This window comes from Flagellimonas flava (genome assembly GCF_050617915.1).
GTDB lineage: Bacteria > Bacteroidota > Bacteroidia > Flavobacteriales > Flavobacteriaceae > Flagellimonas > Flagellimonas flava_A.
Genome location: NZ_JBODQE010000006.1, coordinates 80,385 through 97,557, shown reverse-complemented (window position 1 = coordinate 97,557; position 17,173 = coordinate 80,385). Strand labels below are relative to the sequence as shown.

General features: G+C 42.3%; 19 protein-coding genes. 15 read left to right on the top strand and 4 right to left on the bottom strand.

From position 1 onward, the window contains the following. The first annotated feature begins 49 nt into the window (after positions 1–49). Both gldB and gldC read left to right on the top strand, forming a co-directional pair. Entirely contained in the window at positions 50–1,039 is a 990-nt protein-coding gene (gene gldB, locus ACRHOZ_RS15715; protein WP_431127398.1) for a gliding motility lipoprotein GldB, read from the top strand. After that, positions 1,040–1,375: a gliding motility protein GldC gene (gene gldC, locus ACRHOZ_RS15710; protein ID WP_431127395.1), complete on the top strand. Its 336-nt coding sequence runs from the start codon at positions 1,040–1,042 to the stop codon at positions 1,373–1,375. Positions 1,376–1,384: 9 nt separating this feature from the next. Here the strand turns inward: gldC and ACRHOZ_RS15705 are convergent, their stop codons facing one another. Beyond that, positions 1,385–1,882 (bottom strand): hypothetical protein, encoded by a 498-nt coding sequence (locus ACRHOZ_RS15705; RefSeq protein WP_431127393.1) that lies wholly within the window; start codon positions 1,880–1,882, stop codon positions 1,385–1,387. Positions 1,883–1,887: 5 nt separating this feature from the next. Continuing rightward, entirely contained in the window at positions 1,888–2,235 is a 348-nt protein-coding gene (locus tag ACRHOZ_RS15700) for a DUF3307 domain-containing protein (protein WP_431127390.1), read from the bottom strand. A gap of 119 nt (positions 2,236–2,354) precedes the next feature. Here ACRHOZ_RS15700 and ACRHOZ_RS15695 point away from each other — a divergent pair, with 119 nt between their 5' ends. Then, positions 2,355–2,726, top strand: a complete 372-nt coding sequence (locus ACRHOZ_RS15695) for a GTPase (protein WP_431127387.1) — start codon at positions 2,355–2,357, stop codon at positions 2,724–2,726. A 15-nt stretch (positions 2,727–2,741) separates the two neighbouring features. On the opposite strand, the gene yihA is transcribed toward ACRHOZ_RS15695, so the two are convergent. Next, positions 2,742–3,353, bottom strand: a complete 612-nt coding sequence (gene yihA / locus ACRHOZ_RS15690) for a ribosome biogenesis GTP-binding protein YihA/YsxC (RefSeq protein WP_431127384.1) — start codon at positions 3,351–3,353, stop codon at positions 2,742–2,744. A 44-nt stretch (positions 3,354–3,397) separates the two neighbouring features. Here yihA and ACRHOZ_RS15685 point away from each other — a divergent pair, with 44 nt between their 5' ends. After that, positions 3,398–3,541, top strand: coding sequence for a hypothetical protein (locus ACRHOZ_RS15685; protein WP_431127381.1), 144 nt, complete (start codon positions 3,398–3,400; stop codon positions 3,539–3,541). An 85-nt stretch (positions 3,542–3,626) separates the two neighbouring features. Here ACRHOZ_RS15685 and ACRHOZ_RS15680 read toward each other — a convergent pair whose 3' ends face one another. Further along, entirely contained in the window at positions 3,627–4,391 is a 765-nt protein-coding gene (locus ACRHOZ_RS15680; protein WP_431127378.1) for an alpha/beta fold hydrolase, read from the bottom strand. Between the two features lie 265 nt (positions 4,392–4,656). Between ACRHOZ_RS15680 and mraZ the strand changes: the two genes are divergently transcribed. The 11 genes from mraZ to ACRHOZ_RS15625 all read left to right on the top strand — a co-directional run bounded on the left by mraZ (position 4,657) and on the right by ACRHOZ_RS15625 (position 17,171). Then, positions 4,657–5,112: a division/cell wall cluster transcriptional repressor MraZ gene (mraZ, locus tag ACRHOZ_RS15675; RefSeq protein ID WP_431127375.1), complete on the top strand. Its 456-nt coding sequence runs from the start codon at positions 4,657–4,659 to the stop codon at positions 5,110–5,112. After that, a complete protein-coding gene (gene rsmH / locus ACRHOZ_RS15670; RefSeq protein ID WP_431127372.1) occupies positions 5,105–6,007 on the top strand; it encodes a 16S rRNA (cytosine(1402)-N(4))-methyltransferase RsmH in 903 nt (300 codons plus the stop codon). Before mraZ ends, rsmH begins: the two co-directional genes overlap by 8 nt. 136 nt (positions 6,008–6,143) lie before the next feature. Further along, entirely contained in the window at positions 6,144–6,461 is a 318-nt protein-coding gene (locus ACRHOZ_RS15665) for an FtsL-like putative cell division protein (RefSeq protein ID WP_431127369.1), read from the top strand. Further along, positions 6,461–8,470: a penicillin-binding protein gene (locus ACRHOZ_RS15660; protein ID WP_431127366.1), complete on the top strand. Its 2,010-nt coding sequence runs from the start codon at positions 6,461–6,463 to the stop codon at positions 8,468–8,470. Before ACRHOZ_RS15665 ends, ACRHOZ_RS15660 begins: the two co-directional genes overlap by 1 nt. Beyond that, positions 8,467–9,930 carry a UDP-N-acetylmuramoyl-L-alanyl-D-glutamate--2,6-diaminopimelate ligase gene (locus tag ACRHOZ_RS15655; RefSeq protein WP_431127363.1) on the top strand — a complete coding sequence of 488 codons (1,464 nt, stop codon included), beginning with the start codon at positions 8,467–8,469 and terminating at the stop codon, positions 9,928–9,930. Before ACRHOZ_RS15660 ends, ACRHOZ_RS15655 begins: the two co-directional genes overlap by 4 nt. 118 nt (positions 9,931–10,048) lie before the next feature. Continuing rightward, entirely contained in the window at positions 10,049–11,269 is a 1,221-nt protein-coding gene (gene mraY, locus ACRHOZ_RS15650; RefSeq protein ID WP_431127360.1) for a phospho-N-acetylmuramoyl-pentapeptide-transferase, read from the top strand. Beyond that, positions 11,270–12,604 carry a UDP-N-acetylmuramoyl-L-alanine--D-glutamate ligase gene (gene murD, locus ACRHOZ_RS15645; protein WP_431127358.1) on the top strand — a complete coding sequence of 445 codons (1,335 nt, stop codon included), beginning with the start codon at positions 11,270–11,272 and terminating at the stop codon, positions 12,602–12,604. It begins immediately after the preceding gene. A 133-nt stretch (positions 12,605–12,737) separates the two neighbouring features. Continuing rightward, positions 12,738–13,946, top strand: coding sequence for an FtsW/RodA/SpoVE family cell cycle protein (locus tag ACRHOZ_RS15640; protein WP_431127355.1), 1,209 nt, complete (start codon positions 12,738–12,740; stop codon positions 13,944–13,946). After that, positions 13,933–15,030: an undecaprenyldiphospho-muramoylpentapeptide beta-N-acetylglucosaminyltransferase gene (gene murG / locus ACRHOZ_RS15635; protein ID WP_431127352.1), complete on the top strand. Its 1,098-nt coding sequence runs from the start codon at positions 13,933–13,935 to the stop codon at positions 15,028–15,030. Before ACRHOZ_RS15640 ends, murG begins: the two co-directional genes overlap by 14 nt. A 79-nt stretch (positions 15,031–15,109) precedes the next feature. Continuing rightward, the gene (murC, locus tag ACRHOZ_RS15630) at positions 15,110–16,462 is read left to right on the top strand and encodes a UDP-N-acetylmuramate--L-alanine ligase (RefSeq protein WP_431127349.1); all 1,353 of its coding nucleotides are present in this window, start codon (positions 15,110–15,112) and stop codon (positions 16,460–16,462) included. Next, complete coding sequence (locus ACRHOZ_RS15625) at positions 16,452–17,171, top strand: cell division protein FtsQ/DivIB (RefSeq protein WP_431127346.1); 720 nt, start codon at positions 16,452–16,454, stop codon at positions 17,169–17,171. The genes murC and ACRHOZ_RS15625 overlap by 11 nt, the downstream gene beginning before the upstream one ends. Positions 17,172–17,173 lie beyond the last annotated feature (2 nt).

Below are 17,173 nucleotides of genomic sequence, written 5' to 3'. Positions count from 1 at the left end.
TTTTAGATTCAATAAATTACCTTTGTGCCCTGTAAATTTAAACGCTGTAGTGCTAAAAATAAAGAGCTTGCCTGATTACTTTGGATTGCCTGTTTTGTGGCTTTCGTTTCTTCTGTTGGTTGTTGGCTGCAAAAATGAGGACAAAACCGCGGAGGAGGTGGCCAAAATACCCATTGAGCTCTCCATCTCGCGTTTTGATCGGGAGTTCGCCAATGCCAATCCGCAGGATTTACCTGAGCTAAAATCCAAATACCCTTATCTATTCCCTGCCCAGTTTCCAGATAGTATTTGGGAAGCAAAGCTTACGGATACCATTCAAATAGAATTGTCAGAAGAAGTACATAATGCTTTTGGGGATTTTAAAACCGAGGAGGAAGATCTGGAATCCCTTTTTAGGCATGTGAAATATTATTTTCCTGAGGTGAAGCCACCAGCGGTGGTGACCGTTACTTCGGATGTAAGATATGACCAACGCGTGATTCTAACCGATACGCTTTTGTTATTGGGACTGGATAATTATCTGGGACCAGATCATCACTTCTATAGAGGCATTCAAAAATATCTGGCAGCTGGCCTGGACAAGAGGTATCTTACTTCTGATGTGGCCAGCGCAATAGCAAAGAAGGTGGTGAATTATCCAAAAAACCGTTCCTTTTTATCCCGAATGATATATTACGGAAAAGAGTTATATATAAAGGACAAGTTGTTGCCCAATGCCTCAAATGGGCAAAAAATGGGTTATTCCGAAGAAGAGATTACGTGGGCCCAAGACAACGAGGAGCAAATATGGCGATACTTTGTGGAGCGGGAACTGCTATATAGTACAGATGCTAAACTTGATAGGCGCTTTTTGGATCCTGCCCCGTTCTCCAAGTTTCAATTGGAGTTGGACAGTGAGTCGCCTGGGAAGTTGGGAAGGTATATGGGTTGGCAAATAGTAAGGGCCTTTATGGACAAGAACGAGGTGAACTTACAGCAAATGTTGGCCTTGTCTGCGGACGAAATTTTTAAGAAATCAAATTACAAACCAAGAAAATAGATGGCGATAGCACATACTTCAGAAATAAAATTAACGGTTGGCCTGGATGAAAATAGGGTTCCAGAAGAATTGCATTGGTCGGCCGAGGACGGTGGTGTACAGCACGAAGAAGCAAAGGCCATGATGCTTTCTGTTTGGGATAGCAAAAATCAAGAATCCCTAAAGATAGATCTTTGGACCAAGGACATGCCGGTGGATGAAATGAAGGTATTCTTTCATCAGACTTTGGTGACCATGTCGGATACTTTTATGAAGGCTACACAAGATGAAAAGATGACGGCAACGATGAGGGATTTTTGCGACTATTTTGCCGAAAAGCTGGAGTTGAAGAAATAACGGTTCCGGCTACGGGATGGGTTGATTGGATTTGTTGAATTGGGATTTCTCTTCCCCTTTGAGCTGCAAGCCAAGTTCAATCTTCTCTTTAGTGGGTCTCAGTAGATACAAGAACAGGATCAGTACCCCTGCTATATATAAATAGGTAAGGTTTCCTGTATTTAAAAAGGCTACGGCTCCCAGGAAGGCAGGACCCTCTATCAATGCATATTTAATCAGGGAAGCAGTTTGGAAACGGACGAGTTTTGTCCGTAATCCATCGGTCTTCATTGCGGAGGTCATCATCTGTTTAAAGAGTAAGTTTCCAACAAAAATTCCGCTTAGGGCAAAAATGGGAACCACGTATAGAAAAACATCTTCGGTATTCGTGTAATCCAAAAAGGGATGCTCTGTTTGTAAATAGGCAACGACCCCCAGAATAAAAGGCCCGGCCAATAACCCCAGATGAATGATGGACAAGGTTTTTACATAAGAATTCGGCGTAAGTGGTGTGCTGGATTGGTCCATAATAATTAAAAGAAGCTGTCTATATTGATATAAGTAAGGTACAAACAAAGGCCATGCACCATTTGGTCAAAACCTAGAACGGGATAAAATACCCGGGGATTGTCTTGATATTTCGAAGCCAGTTTGCTGGTGAAAAAATCGGTCACAAAATGCAGCAGTGCGTTTAGTGCCACATAAATCAAGGCCGATTCCAATGGGAAAAGAAAGATGGCAAAAACTCCAAGAACCAAGGAATAGGTTAATACATGTGCGGTTAACCACTTAAGACTGGAACTTTTTTTGACCGCCATATTGCTTGTCTGAAACAAATAGTCCCCCAACCAATGAGCTACCAAGATCAGTGCAAAAGTCATGGGGTTAAGATAGCAAACAACATCGGTATTAGCTGTCCAAACATATAATTAATTGAAATTGACGCCAACTGAAATGACTATTCTGGTATTGCGACAAATACTTTTAATTTTAGCTATCCATGAAAAATAAAAGTGCCGAACTCGTATTTGTATACAACGCCAATTCAGGTGGTCGAAATGCCATTTTGGACAGTATGCACAAAGTATTTAGTCCTTCGACCTATCAATGCAGCTTGTGCGATATCACCTTTGGCCTAATCTCTGAAAACAAGGAATGGAAGAAGTTTCGGGAGGAAAGCAATCTACAAATGGTTTTTTTGCACAAGGACGAATTTGCCCAGCAAATAGGTAATGAAGTAGCCGAAAAGTATACCCTGCCTATAGTTTTGGTTAAGGAAAATGAAGGATTGAGAGTTTTGGTTGAAACCGGGGAGCTTAATCAACTGGGGTCGGCAAAAAATCTCATTGACCTCATACACAAACGTACCTAGCATTTGGCACCCGATTTATTGATTGGCAAAGAATTCTTTGTTGATGTCGTCAATGTAGCCCAATAGCTCGTCCTTGCCTATATGTTTGGATGAGGAGGTGATGAAGTAGGGAGGAGCTTCTTCCCAAACCCCTTCCAAAAGTTTTTTCAGGTAGTTGGAAACATGGGTTTCGACGGCTCCAGGTTTTAACTTGTCTGCTTTGGTAAAAACAATAGCAAAAGGGATGGCATTGGTACCCAGCCATTCCATAAATTCCGTATCCACCGGTTGGGGTTCATGTCTTATATCCACCAAGACAAAACCGCATACCAACTGCTTCCTTTTTTGAAAGTACTCCCGAATGTACTTTTGAAATACTTTTTTGTCCTTTTTGGAAACCCGGGCGTAGCCGTAGCCAGGCAAATCCACCAAAAACCAGTTCTTATTGATCTTAAAATGATTGATGAGTTGGGTCTTACCTGGTCTTCCAGAGGTTTTGGCCAAATTTTTCTGATCCATCAGCATATTGATCAATGAGGACTTTCCCACATTGGACCGTCCAATAAAAGCATATTCCGGCAGGGGCTCATTGGGGCATTTGGCCACGTTGGAATTACTCATTACAAATTCGGCGGAAGTGATTTTCATTGCAGGAATTAAGAATCAGGGGCAAAGATACAAGACTAGTCGGAATGGACATTGGATTTTTGGCCACTTGGATGATTGGAGTTAGGTCTTCCAAATTTGAACGCTATAAATGGAAAATTGAAAATGGAAAACTGGACTTTATGCCGTCAACTTGTCCAACAATCCAACAATCGGATAATCAAGTTTGAACTTGAACTTGTGCTTTTCTTTGTAATTGAAAGATAAGGGGGTATTTGGGCTAAGAACATCTGACATCCAGCACCAATCACCTCATTAAAACTCTCGCTTCTCCAACCAAGCTTCCAATACTTTGTTGAATTCGTCAGGATGTTCCATCATAGGGGCATGACCGCATTTTTCAATCCAGAACAAATCGGAATCAGGAAGCAGTTCGTGGAATTCCTCGGCAACGTTGGGTGGGGTAACAGAATCGTTTTCTCCCCAGATGATACAGGTAGGGGTATTCATGTGTGGCAGGTCCTTGGACATATTATGACGGATAGCACTTTTGGCTATAGCCAAAGTTTTGACCAACTTCATGCGATCGTTTACGGTGGCAAACACCTCGTCCACAATTTCTTTCGTGGCTACTTCAGGGTCGTAGAACACGTCCTGTGCCTTCTTTTTGATGAACTCGTAATCGCCACGTTTGGGATATCCGTCTCCCATAGCGCTTTCGTACAGGCCTGAACTTCCGGTTATCACCAAGGCCTTGACCATTTCCGGGAACATTTTGGTGTGCAAAAGACCAATATGTCCGCCAAGCGAGTTACCCAAAAGAATCACATCCTTTAATCCCTTAAATTCTATGAACTCCTCCAAGAATTTGGCAAAATTCTTTACTGTGGTCTTAAGCATGGGCATGTCATAGATGGGAAGTTCGGGGATGAGTACCTGGTACCCCTTGGAAGGAAAGTACTCGGATACGCCCTGGAAGTTGCTCAATCCCCCCATCAAGCCATGTAGGATGATCATTGTGGTTCCTTCACCTATTTCAATATACCTGAATTTACCTTCCTTAATGATTTGGTCTTCCATCTACGATCAGTTGGTCCTTGGTAGGCAAATATAGACAATTCAGACTACACAAAACTTGACTTTGAACACGTCCTCAAAATGGGGAATTTATAGATGGGTTTTGACCGCTGGATAGACCAAATGGATTCTTGGGATGATTTCATACCCCTAATTCCGCTTTTCATCTAAAAAGTGGAGAATTTATTAACAAAAGTGTTTTTAAGTGGAGAAATGTGGAAATAAAATCTATATATTTGAGTTATAGTTTATAACTAATTGATTTCGAGTGACCCATATCATAGGACAACATGATTGTAAAGCTGACACCAAAGGTAGGGTGATTTTGCCCATATCCCTTAAGAATCAGTTGTTGCCTGTTTTAAACGATGGGTTTGTGATCAAACGGTCTGTTTTTCAGCAGTGTTTGGAGCTGTATCCCAAACAGGAATTTGATGTTTTGATGCAGAAAGTGATGAAGAAAAGCAAGATCAATCGCAAGTACGATGCCTTTGTCCGAAACTTTGTGGCGGGAATGAAAGAGTTGTCCATTGACGGGGATACCGGGAGGATTCAGATTCCAAGAAACCTGGTGGAATATGCGGGCATTGAAAAAGAAGTGGTCCTTAATGCGGTGTTTGACAAGATAGAGATCTGGAGCAAGGACAAATATGAAAAAGTCCTGGCGGAAAGCGAAAAAGACTACGCGGATTTGGCAGAAGAGATTTTTGCTGACGATGAGTAATCAATACCATGATCCCGTTTTGCTGCAAGAATCAGTTGACGGGTTGAATATAAAAGAAAGTGGAGTGTATGTGGATGTCACCTTTGGTGGCGGAGGGCATTCCAAGGAGATTTTGAAACGGCTGGGTAAGGAAGGTAAGTTGTTTGCCTTTGATCAAGATGAGGATGCACTGGCCAACGCCATTGATGACGATAGATTTCAATTGATCAACCAAAACTTTCAATTTCTAAAGCAGTATTTAAAGTTCTATGGCATTCGGAAAGTTGACGGAATCTTGGCAGATTTTGGGGTGTCTTCTCACCAATTTGATGAAGCTGAACGTGGTTTCTCCATTCGGTATGATGCCGAATTGGATATGCGGATGAACAGAAACAGGGAATTGTCCGCATATGAAGTGGTCAATACCTATTCCCAAGAAGATTTAGCAGCAGTTTTATTTCAGTATGGCGAATTGCGAAATGCCAAAGCATTGGCAAAAACCATAGCGGATTATAGGACTGAACAACCCATTAAGACCACGGATCAGTTGAAAGCGGTTTTGCAAAGGTTTCTGCCCAAGATGAAGGAGAACAAGATTTTGGCACAAATCTATCAGGCTATAAGGATTGAGGTCAACCAGGAAATTGAGGTCTTGAAGGCATTTTTGCAGCAAGCGCCAGATCTATTGGAGGCAGGAGGGAGATTAAGCCTGATCAGTTACCATTCTTTGGAGGATCGTTTGGTAAAGCGATTTATCCGAGCCGGCAAGTTTGAAGGGGAGCCGGAAAAGGATTTTTATGGCAATATCAGCGTTCCCTTAAAAAAAGTGGGTGGTCTCATAGTTCCGACAACCGAAGAAATAGCTAGGAATAACCGTGCAAGAAGTGCAAAACTCCGCATAGCGGAACGGATATAAGATGTATGTCCAATAGAGGGTATCTGTGAAATTCGTGTCAAGCCCATGATGGATTTTGGGAGTTTGCACAGAGAACTGTTTAAGAATAAGACATTTGGATTGCCGCCTTTGCGGAAATGACAAAAGGAACATAGAAATGAAAAAAGGATTACTGGACATACTAAAAGGAAAGTTTTTGGTGAGTGGGGATGCTCCCAAAAACTGGATGTTTTTGTTGTTCGCCTCTTTCTTGGCGGCCATGATGATCTCCAGTAGTCACAACGCCGATAAAAAGGTACATGAAATCGCGGCCTTGAACGAAGAGGTGAGAAAGCTTAAAAGCGAATTCTTCAAGCACCGTTCCTCCGTACAACAGCTCAAACTGGAGTCCACATTAAGGGAGACCGTTGCGGTTGAAGGTTTGGCGCCATCAAAAAATCCACCGCAAAAAATCAAAGTAAAGTCTGAAGATTAATGGCCATCACCGAAAAAAATATCATGAATCGCCTATACCTTGTCGCAGGATGTCTGCTGGTATTCGCTATTGCCGTGGTGGTGCGTTTGGTGGATATCCAAATGGTCAAGGGGGAAGAATATAAGGAGCTGGCCCTTAGTAAGACCGAGAAAATGTTCACCATAGAACCAAACCGGGGCAATCTGTATTCAGATGACGGAAGTTTGTTGGCTGCTTCAGTGCCCAAATATGAGATTCGGTTTGATGCCAAAACGGTATCCGAAGAAAATTTCACCCAAAACGTGGCTGCCCTATCCGATTCCTTGGGCAATATGTTCAATAGGCCATCTTCGTATTATCGGACGTTGTTCAGAAAAGCCAGGGCCAATGGCAATCGCTACAAATTGGTGGCCCGCAACGTGGATTACCTGGATTATGTCCGCATCAAACAATTCCCTCTTTTTGAAAAAGGACCCTATAAAGGTGGTTTTATAGAAACCCATCGAGTGGTTCGGGAATATCCATTGGGTAAAATGGCGGCCCGGAGTATTGGTTATGAGCGCGTGGATGAAAATGGATATTATACCCGAGTTGGCTTGGACGGGGCCTTTGGGGAGCAATATTTACGAGGTAAGGAGGGTAAGCGCCTTAAGCAAAAAATAGCCAAGGGACAATGGAAACCCGTAGGCTTGGATAACATTGTGGAGCCTCAGGATGGTTTGGACGTGGTGTCCACCATTGATATCAGCATTCAGGACATAGCGCACCATGAATTGCTGGCCCAATTGGAAAAGTATCAAGCAGACCACGGCTGCGTGGTGGTCATGGAAACAAATACTGGAGAGGTGAAGGCCATCTCCAATTTGGGGAGGACATCGGAAGGAAAATACTATGAAAAACTCAACTACGCTGTTGGGGAATCCCATGAGCCTGGTTCCACATTTAAGTTGATGTCACTTGTGGCCGCTTTGGAAGATCAAGTAGTAGACACCAGTTCAGTAATCGATACGGAAAAAGGAAGGTATCGAATCTATGATAGGGTGGTCAAGGACTCAAAATGGGGCGGCTACGGAAAGATTTCCGTTTCAGAAGCATTTGCAGTTTCCTCAAATACGGCATTTGCCAAAATGATTCATGAAAACTACAAGGAAACTCCGGGAAAATTTGTGAACCGCTTAATGAACATGGGGCTGCATAAAAAACTGGATTTACCCATAATCGGAGAAGGAAAACCTGTGATCCGCTACCCTGGTGATGAAGGTTGGTCAGGTATTTCCTTGGGGTGGATGTCGCATGGTTATGAAGTTTCACTTACGCCCATGCAAACCCTGGCCTTTTACAATGCCATTGCCAATGATGGTGAGATGGTAAAGCCAAGACTGATCAAGGCGGTTAAGGAAGGAAATAAAGTATTGAAAAGGTTTGATAAGGAAGTGGCCAATGCGTCCATTTGTTCGGAGGAAACAGTTAAAAAGGTAAAACACTTGATGAAGGAAGTGGTGGAAAAGGATTATGGAACAGGTCATAAACTGTATTCCAAAAGCTTTTCCATGGCTGGTAAAACAGGAACCACACAAAAGAACTATGTGGCCAAGGATCCGGATAAATTGGCCTATATCTCGTCCTTTGCAGGTTATTTTCCAGCGGATAACCCCAAGTATTCCTGCATTGTGGTCATTCATGAACCTGACAAGAGTGTGGGCTACTACGGTGCTGACGTATCTGGACCTGTATTCAAGTCCATGGCCCAAAAAATATATGCCACATCCCCCATTACGGATGAAGTAAAGGGTAAAGCATTCAACGGAGAACTTTTGGATGAAAGATACCAGCAATACTATGCCCATGTGCAAAAAGAGCACCCAATAGTGCCCAATGTAAAAGGCATGTGCGGTATGGATGCCGTATCCCTGCTGGAAAATTTGGGATTGGAAGTGGAGGTAAGAGGTAATGGTAAGGTGAAAAAACAATCGGTCAATCAAGGAACGGATATCAACCAGGTTACAAAAATTGTGTTGGAACTTTCATGAAATTGTTGAAGGACATATTATATGGAGTAAGTCTATCTGCCGTAAGTGGGGATACAAATGTTATGATCAATAACGTGCATTTTGATTCCAGGGAGGTAGAAATGGATGATGTCTTTGTAGCTGTAAGGGGCACTCTGACCGACGGCCACAAGTACATTCAGAAAGCGGTGGAGTTGGGTGCAAAAGCTGTGGTTTGTGAAGAACTTCCGGATATTTTGGTCAACGGCGTTACCTATTTAAAAGTAGCTGATAGTAACAGCGCACTTGCTGTTTTGGCCTCCAATTTTTATGACAAGCCTTCCAAAAACCTGAAACTGGTCGGGATTACGGGTACCAATGGAAAAACAACGGTAAGCACCTTGTTGTACAATTTGTTCAAAAAGGCGGGCTACAAAGTTGGGTTGATTTCTACCATCAAGATTATGGTGGATAACCAGGAATACAAAACAAGCCATACTACTCCAGATGTGTTGACCATTAATCAACGACTTGCCCAAATGAATGAGGAAGGGGTTGAGTTTTGTTTTATGGAAGTGAGTTCCCACGGGATACATCAAAAACGGTCAGAAGGACTGCACTTTGCAGGGGCCATTTTCACCAATCTTTCCCATGATCATTTGGACTACCACAAGAGTTTTGCGGAATACAGGGATACCAAGAAGAAGTTGTTTGATGCCCTCCCCAAATCTGCTTTTGCCTTAACCAATCTTGATGATAAGAATGGGAAGGTAATGTTGCAGAACACCAAGGCCAGAAAGCAAACCTATGCCCTAAAAACCTATGCGGATTATAGGGCGCAAATTTTGGAAAAGCAGTTCAATGGGCAGTTGTTGAAGATTGATGATAATGAACTGTGGTCAAAGCTAATAGGCGATTTCAATGCCTATAACCTACTGGCAATTTATGCCACAGCAGACCTTTTGGGTCTCGAAAAAATGGAAACCTTGAAACTTATCAGTGAGCTGGAAAACGTTGACGGTAGGTTCCAATATTTTATATCGAAAGAGAAAATTACGGCTATTGTTGATTATGCCCATACGCCGGATGCATTAAAAAATGTGTTGGTTACCATCAACGCATTGAGGACTGGAAATGAAAACGTCATCACCGTAGTGGGGTGTGGTGGTGATCGTGACAAGTCTAAGCGTCCGGTTATGGGTCATATCGCCTCCGAAATGAGCAATCAGGCCATATTTACATCGGACAATCCCAGAACCGAGTCCCCAACAACAATAATTGAGGAAATGGAAGCCGGGGTAGAACCCCAAAACACCAAGAAGGTCTTGTCCATTGAAAACAGGAAGCAAGCCATTAAGACAGCTTGCAAACTGGCTTTGGCCAACGATATCATTCTGGTGGCGGGCAAAGGCCATGAAACCTATCAGGAAACGGATGGGGTCCGGGTGGATTTTGATGATTTTAAAGAAGTAAAGGAGGCCCTTGAGGGTCTAGGAAAGTAATATTGAAAAGAAAGATGAACCAAGAAACAAGAGGCAAGATTCAGGATTCAAGACCTGCCATGGTACCGTCTTATGTCTAATGTCTTTTGTCTCATGTCTATTGCCTAACGTCTAGCGAATGCTGTACTACTTATTTGATTATTTAGAGAAACAATACCAGCTACCGGGAGCAGGACTCTTTGGGTTCCTTACCTTCCGAGCAGCCATGTCCGTGCTTTTATCGCTTTTAATTGCCATGGTCTACGGTAAAAGAATCATTCTCTTCCTTCAAAAAAAGCAGATAGGGGAAAGCATTCGTGATTTGGGATTGGAAGGACAGCAACAAAAGGCGGGTACACCCACCATGGGAGGACTGATCATCATTATGTCCACCCTTATACCGGTCTTGTTGTTTGCCGATATAAAGAACATCTATGTCATCCTATTGGTTATAACCACCATATGGATGGGCATCATTGGCTTTGTGGATGACTATATCAAGATTTTCAAAAAAGACAAAAAAGGACTGAAAGGGCGCTTCAAGATTATGGGGCAGGTGGTATTGGGTCTTATTGTTGGCTCTATCATGTATTTCCATCCCGAAGTGACCATTAAGGAAAAGGACAGCACCCGAATTACGGAAAATTTTAAGGTTGAAACCGTTTTTGGTCAGGAAACCAAATCCGTTATGACCAATGTGCCCTTTTTTAAGAACAATGAGCTGGACTATGCCGAGTGGATTTCTTGGACCGGGGAGGGTATGGAAAGTTATGCCTGGCTCATATTTATTCCGGTAGTGATTTTGATTGTTACCGCAGTTTCCAATGGGGCCAACCTCACGGATGGGATTGATGGTCTGGCAGCGGGTTCTTCGGCAATAATAGCATTGGCACTTGGGATATTTGCCTGGGTGTCAGGGAACATCCAATTTTCGGATTATTTGGACATTTTTTATATCCCAAGGGTGAGTGAGCTTTTGATTTTTATTGCTGCTTTTGTAGGAGCGCTGATAGGATTTTTATGGTATAACGCATATCCAGCCCAAGTCTTTATGGGCGATACTGGTAGTTTGACCATAGGTGGGGTTATTGCGGTGATTGCCATAATTGTAAGAAAGGAATTGTTGATTCCCATTTTGTGTGGAATCTTCTTTGCAGAGACCTTGTCGGTAATGTTGCAGGTGAGTTATTTCAAAAGAACCAAGAAGAAATACGGTGAAGGCAAACGGTTGTTTTTAATGGCTCCGTTGCATCATCATTTTCAGAAGAAAATGTACCATGAAAGCAAGATAGTAACACGCTTTTGGATTATTGGAATATTTCTGGCCATCGTGAGCATCGTCACCTTGAAGATTCGGTAGATGGCACGCTTGGTGGTACTTGGTGGGGGAGAAAGCGGTGTGGGAACCGCCATATTGGGATTAAAAAAAGGATTTGAGGTCTTTGTTTCGGACAAAGGTGAAATCCAAGAAGATTACAAAAAAGTTCTTGAACATTTTGAGATTGAATGGGAGTCGGGACAGCATACGGAAGCTAAGATTCTGAATGCTGATCTGGTGATGAAAAGCCCGGGGATTCCGGATAAGGTTCCCTTGGTTCAGCAATTGGTGAATAAAGGGATTCCGGTCATTTCTGAAATTGAGTTTGCATCCAACTATACCGATGCCAAGCTCATTGGAATTACGGGAAGTAATGGAAAAACCACAACCACCATGTTGACCTATCACCTGCTAAAGGAAGAAGGTTTGCATGTGGGAATGGCAGGAAACATTGGCGATAGCTATGCTAAAATGGTGGCGCAGGAGGATTTGGATTCTTATGTGTTGGAGATTAGCAGTTTCCAATTGGATGGCATTATGGATTTTAAACCGAACATAGCCATCATCACCAACATTACCCCCGATCATTTGGATAGGTACGATTACAAGTTTGAAAACTATATCGCCTCCAAATTTAGAATTGCCATGAATCAAGATTACAATGATTATCTGATTTATGATGCTGATGATCCAGTGATTGGTGAATGGCTTTTGCAAAACCCAGTTCAATCCAAATTGTTGCCCTTTTCATTAAAGGCAAAACAGGAAAGTGGAGCTTGGCTCGATAAGAATATTATAAAGATGAATGTAGAACATAAAACCTTGGAAATGAGCACAGATATTTTGGCCTTGGATGGTCAGCACAACGTAAAAAACACCATGGCAGCGGGTTTGGCAGCCCTATTGGTGAATGTGAGAAAGGAAACTATCCGTAAGAGTATCCAGTCTTTCCAGGGGGTACCGCATAGATTGGAAAAAGTATTGAAAATCAATCATGTGGAATATGTAAACGATTCCAAAGCAACAAACGTGAATGCTACCTATTACGCCCTGGATGGTATAAAGAAGCCTATTGTCTGGATTGTGGGTGGCGTGGATAAAGGCAACGATTATTCGGAATTAATGCCTTTGGTAAGGGAGAAGGTAAAGGCCATTGTGTGTTTGGGGATGGACAATTCCAAACTCAAGGAAGCCTTTGGTAATGTCATTGATTTGATGGTCGAGACCTATTCCATGGAAGAAGCGGTCAAGGTGGCCTATAAAATTTCAGAACGCGGGGATTCCGTATTACTGTCGCCAGCCTGTGCCAGCTTCGACCTTTTTGAAAACTATGAGGACAGGGGAAATCAATTTAAAAAAGCGATTAAAAATTTATAAAGGGGAATCGTCATTCTGAACTTGTTTCAGAATCGCATTTGAGGATAAACAAAATCTGGTAGGGAGACCCTGAAATAAATTAAGGGTGACGAATGTAGCTAAGACATAAAACAGATATTTAAAAAGAGGTAAAGTGTTGGCAATTTTTAAAAATTTGAAAGGGGATAAAGCCATCTGGGGACTCGTGGCCCTGCTGGCCCTTTTCTCATTTTTGCCAGTTTACAGCGCCAGTACCAACTTGGTCTATGTCAATGATGATGGAACCACTATTGGACATTTGGTAAAACATGGAGTGTTGTTGTTTTTGGGATTTGGAATTATCTATGCGGTGCATCGCATACCCACCCACTACTTCAAGGGGCTGTCGATAATAGCTTTACCCATCGTTCTCATTCTATTGGCATATACCTTAACTGTGGAAACCAAAATTGGTGGTGTCACGGCCAATAGATGGATCAAGATTCCCTTTGTTGGAGTCAACTTTCAGACCTCCACATTGGCATCTGTGGTATTGATGATCTGGGTGGCCAGATATCTTACCAAGATCAAGGATACGGTCATAACATTTAAGGAAAGCATATTGCCACTTTGGCTACCAACGGCATTGGTGGTTTTACTGATTTTACCTGAGAACTTCTCTACGGCAGCGATTATATCTTTTTTGGTTTTGATTTTGTGCTTTTTAGGGGGATATCCTTTAAAGTACCTCTTTTCAATTTTGGGAGCAGGATTGATTTTGGGAGCCATGTTTATGTTCGTGGTCTTCAAAACACCAGAAGTGATTCCTGGACAGCGGGCCACAACATGGAAATCCAGAATAGAGACCTTTTGGAGTCCCGAAAAAGCGGACAAAGATGATTTGCACCAATTGACCTTAGCCAAAATTGCCATTGCGGAAGGTGGAGTGGTTGGAAAAGGAGCTGGAAAAAGTGTGATCAAGAACATGTTGTCCCAAAGCACCTCGGATTTCATTTTTGCAATCATCATTGAGGAGTATGGATTGTTGGGCGGAGGTGCATTGTTGTTTTTCTATTTGCTATTGCTGTTTCGGATAGTGGTGGTTGCCAATTCGGCCAAGACCATCTTTTCCAAGCTTTTGGTCATAGGCGTGGGCCTGCCCATCGTTTTTCAGGCCTTTATCAATATGGCGGTGGTGGTTCAATTGTTTCCCGTAACTGGACAGCCCTTGCCGCTTATAAGCATGGGAGGAACCTCCATTTGGATGACCTGTATGGCCATCGGAATTGTGTTGAGTGCCAGCAATAAAAAAGAAAATTTGGAGGAGGAATCCTATGATATAGATGAAACCAATCCTTTAGAAGTATTAAGTGGGCAACTATAGGTTTATACTTTCTGGAGGAGGTACGGGAGGACATATTTATCCGGCCATTGCCATAGCTGGTGAGCTTAAAAGGAGGCATCCAAACGCGGAGTTCCTTTTTGTTGGGGCCAAGGATAAAATGGAAATGGAAAAAGTACCGCAGGCGGGCTATAAAATAGAAGGGCTGTGGATAAGCGGATTACAACGGAAACTGACATTGAAAAATCTCATGTTTCCCATTAAACTGATAAGTAGTTTGTTGAGAGCGCGCAACATAGTAAAAAGGTTTCAACCCGATGTAGCTATCGGCACCGGGGGATTTGCAAGCGGACCGCTATTGCGAGTAGCGGCAGGTTCCCGGGTGCCATGTGTGCTTCAAGAACAGAATTCCTATGCAGGAATAACCAACAAGATTTTAGCTGGGAAGGCCCAAAGTATTTGTGTGGCCTATGATGGAATGGAAAAGTTTTTCCCGAAGGAAAAGATTGTAAAAACGGGAAATCCGGTGCGGCAGGATTTGGTGAATTTGCAAGTTGGACAAAAACAGGCACTGGAGACCTTTGGTTTGGACGGAGAAAGGAAAACGGTATTGATTCTTGGCGGGAGCTTAGGTGCTAGACGCATCAATCAGTTAATAGAACAAAAACTCGATTTTTTCAAACAACAAAACGTGCAGCTGTTGTGGCAATGTGGGAAACTGTACCACGATGAATACAAAAAACACGATTCTGATACAGTAAAGGTTATGGCCTTCATCAACAAAATGGATCATGCCTATGCCGCAGCGGATTTTATTATTTCCAGATCAGGGGCCAGTTCCGTTTCTGAACTGTGTCTGGTGGGTAAACCGGTGATTTTTATCCCCTCGCCAAACGTGGCTGAAGATCACCAAACCAAAAACGCACATGCATTGACATCCAAAAACGCGGCCGTGTTATTGAGAGAATCCGAATTGGAATCCAAGTTTGAAACCGTATTTGGGGAAATAAAGGAATCAGAGGAGAAACAGGTCGAACTAAGCTCGAATATTAAAAAACTGGCTTTGCCAAAGGCCACTGAACATATTGCTGACGAGATTGATAAGTTGTTAAAAGTTAAAAGTTGAAGGGAATTTTTGGGATTTGGATTTGAAATTTTTGCTTGACACAAATGATACTAATGAACTTTGGAATTGATTCTTGATTTTGAACTTAAAAGATATACATAACGTCTTTTTTATTGGTATTGGAGGCATTGGAATGTCTGCTTTGGCCCGCTATTTCAAGTATGTTGACAAAAAAGTAATGGGCTATGACAAAACACAATCCCCCATCACGGAAGAGCTGATTGAAAGCGAAATTTTTGTCCATTTCAGGGATGAGGTGTATTTAATTCCAGACCTCTTTAAGAATCCTGAAAACACCTTAGTGGTATATACTCCTGCCGTTCCTAATTCGCATAGGCAATTGCAGTATTTCAAAAGAAACGGTTTTGAGGTTAAAAAGAGATCAGAGGTACTGGGAATAATCACCAAGGATACTTTTTGCTTTGCAGTGGCAGGAACACATGGAAAAACCACCACCTCCTGTATATTGGCCCACTTGCTCAAAGAGACCGGAACTCCTTTTGTAGCGTTTTTAGGTGGGATTTCGGAGGATTTCAACAGCAATTTTGTGTTGGAGGGTACCTCCCATGCAGTGGTAGAGGCTGATGAGTTTGACCGGTCATTTTTGCAGTTATCACCCAATGTGGCCTGTGTAACCTCTATGGATGCGGATCATTTGGATATCTACGGAACCAGGGAGGAACTACATAAATCCTTTCAGGATTTTGTGGACAAAATAAAACCTGGAGGGCATTTGTTTGTTAAAAACGGCCTGCCCCTGAATGGATTTACTTATGGCATTGATGACCATTCGGACTATAGAATAGAAAATATTTCAATTGAACGAGGCACCTACATTTTTGACTTGATTACCCCGTCTGAAGTGGTAAAGCAAGTACGTTTCAATAAACCGGGCAGACACAACTTGCTCAATGGATTAGCTGCTTTTGCAATGGCGATGCAGGCCGGTTCCCCTCCGCATCGTCTTGCTGAAGCTTTAGGGACCTTTAAAGGCGTGCAGCGACGCTTTTCGTATCAAATTAAGGAAAAGGATTTTGTCTTTATTGATGATTATGCACATCATCCCACAGAAATCAACGCGGTTTATGATGCCATTCGGGAAATGCATCCGGAGGAAGAAGTGACGGCCATATTCCAGCCCCATTTATTTTCAAGGACCCAGGATTTTGGGGATGACTTTGCCAAAAGCCTTGCACAGTTCGATATCATTTTCTTATTGGAAATCTATCCGGCAAGGGAAGAACCAATTACTGGAATCAATTCGGAATGGCTATTGGACAAGATTCAAAACCCTCGAAAAAAATTGATTTCAAAATCCAACTTGATTGATGAGATAAAACAAAGTAAAACAGGGGTTTTGGTGACCATGGGAGCAGGTGACATTGGATTGGAAGTTCCCAAAATCAGAAAAGAATTGGCCTATGCGAGTTAACTGGAACAACATAAAACTGGGATTTTTGGGTATGATGGTTATCGCCCTTTATGGGTTTGCCGATTATAGGAGTGACCAAAAAACAATAGACGATATTTCCATTAAATTTTTGGGAGACAACAATTTATATCTCACAGAAGCCTCAGTTAATAAATTGTTAATACAAAATTATGGCACCGTAAAAAATAGGCCTAAAGAACAATTAGTTTTGAATACCATAGAGGAGGTATTACGGTCCAATGATATGGTGAAAAATGCCCAAGTCTATCTTACTGTAAACGGAGAACTTATATCCAAGATTGTTCAGCGAAAACCAATTGGAAGGGTAGAGGGAATCTCCAAATTTTATTTGGATGATTTGGGAGAACGCATGCCGTTGTCCAAGCATCATTCCGCAAGGGTGCCCATAATTACAGGGAAGATTACGGGGAAAACCTTGGAGGATGCCTATGTCATTTTGAATTATATCAACGAAGACGATTTTCTAAGAAAAAATGTCATCGGAATACATATCGAGGAAGAAGGGAAATATCAACTCAAATTCCGTCTAGAGAATTTTGTGGTGAATTTGGGCGGGGTTGAGAATCTCGATGAGAAGTTCAAAAATTTTATGGCCTTTTATGCAAAAGCTGCCAAGGATAAATCCTTGGAGAAATATGCAGTAGTAAGTTTAGAATTCAGCAATCAAGTGGTTTGTACCAAAATTTAAAA

Bases quoted from the DNA above. Each gene is read 5' to 3' on its own strand.
- ACRHOZ_RS15665 (WP_431127369.1), top strand. From the start codon at position 6,144: ATGAAAAAAGGATTACTGGACATACTAAAAGGAAAGTTTTTGGTGAGT.
- yihA (WP_431127384.1), bottom strand. From the start codon at position 3,353: ATGAAAATCACTTCCGCCGAATTTGTAATGAGTAATTCCAACGTGGCC.
- ACRHOZ_RS15695 (WP_431127387.1), top strand. From the start codon at position 2,355: ATGAAAAATAAAAGTGCCGAACTCGTATTTGTATACAACGCCAATTCA.
- ACRHOZ_RS15680 (WP_431127378.1), bottom strand. From the start codon at position 4,391: ATGGAAGACCAAATCATTAAGGAAGGTAAATTCAGGTATATTGAAATA.
- ACRHOZ_RS15660 (WP_431127366.1), top strand. From the start codon at position 6,461: ATGGCCATCACCGAAAAAAATATCATGAATCGCCTATACCTTGTCGCA.
- ACRHOZ_RS15625 (WP_431127346.1), top strand. From the start codon at position 16,452: ATGCGAGTTAACTGGAACAACATAAAACTGGGATTTTTGGGTATGATG.
- murD (WP_431127358.1), top strand. From the start codon at position 11,270: ATGGCACGCTTGGTGGTACTTGGTGGGGGAGAAAGCGGTGTGGGAACC.
- ACRHOZ_RS15685 (WP_431127381.1), top strand. From the start codon at position 3,398: ATGGACATTGGATTTTTGGCCACTTGGATGATTGGAGTTAGGTCTTCC.
- ACRHOZ_RS15655 (WP_431127363.1), top strand. From the start codon at position 8,467: ATGAAATTGTTGAAGGACATATTATATGGAGTAAGTCTATCTGCCGTA.
- mraY (WP_431127360.1), top strand. From the start codon at position 10,049: ATGCTGTACTACTTATTTGATTATTTAGAGAAACAATACCAGCTACCG.
- gldC (WP_431127395.1), top strand. From the start codon at position 1,040: ATGGCGATAGCACATACTTCAGAAATAAAATTAACGGTTGGCCTGGAT.
- rsmH (WP_431127372.1), top strand. From the start codon at position 5,105: ATGAGTAATCAATACCATGATCCCGTTTTGCTGCAAGAATCAGTTGAC.
- ACRHOZ_RS15705 (WP_431127393.1), bottom strand. From the start codon at position 1,882: ATGGACCAATCCAGCACACCACTTACGCCGAATTCTTATGTAAAAACC.
- ACRHOZ_RS15700 (WP_431127390.1), bottom strand. From the start codon at position 2,235: ATGACTTTTGCACTGATCTTGGTAGCTCATTGGTTGGGGGACTATTTG.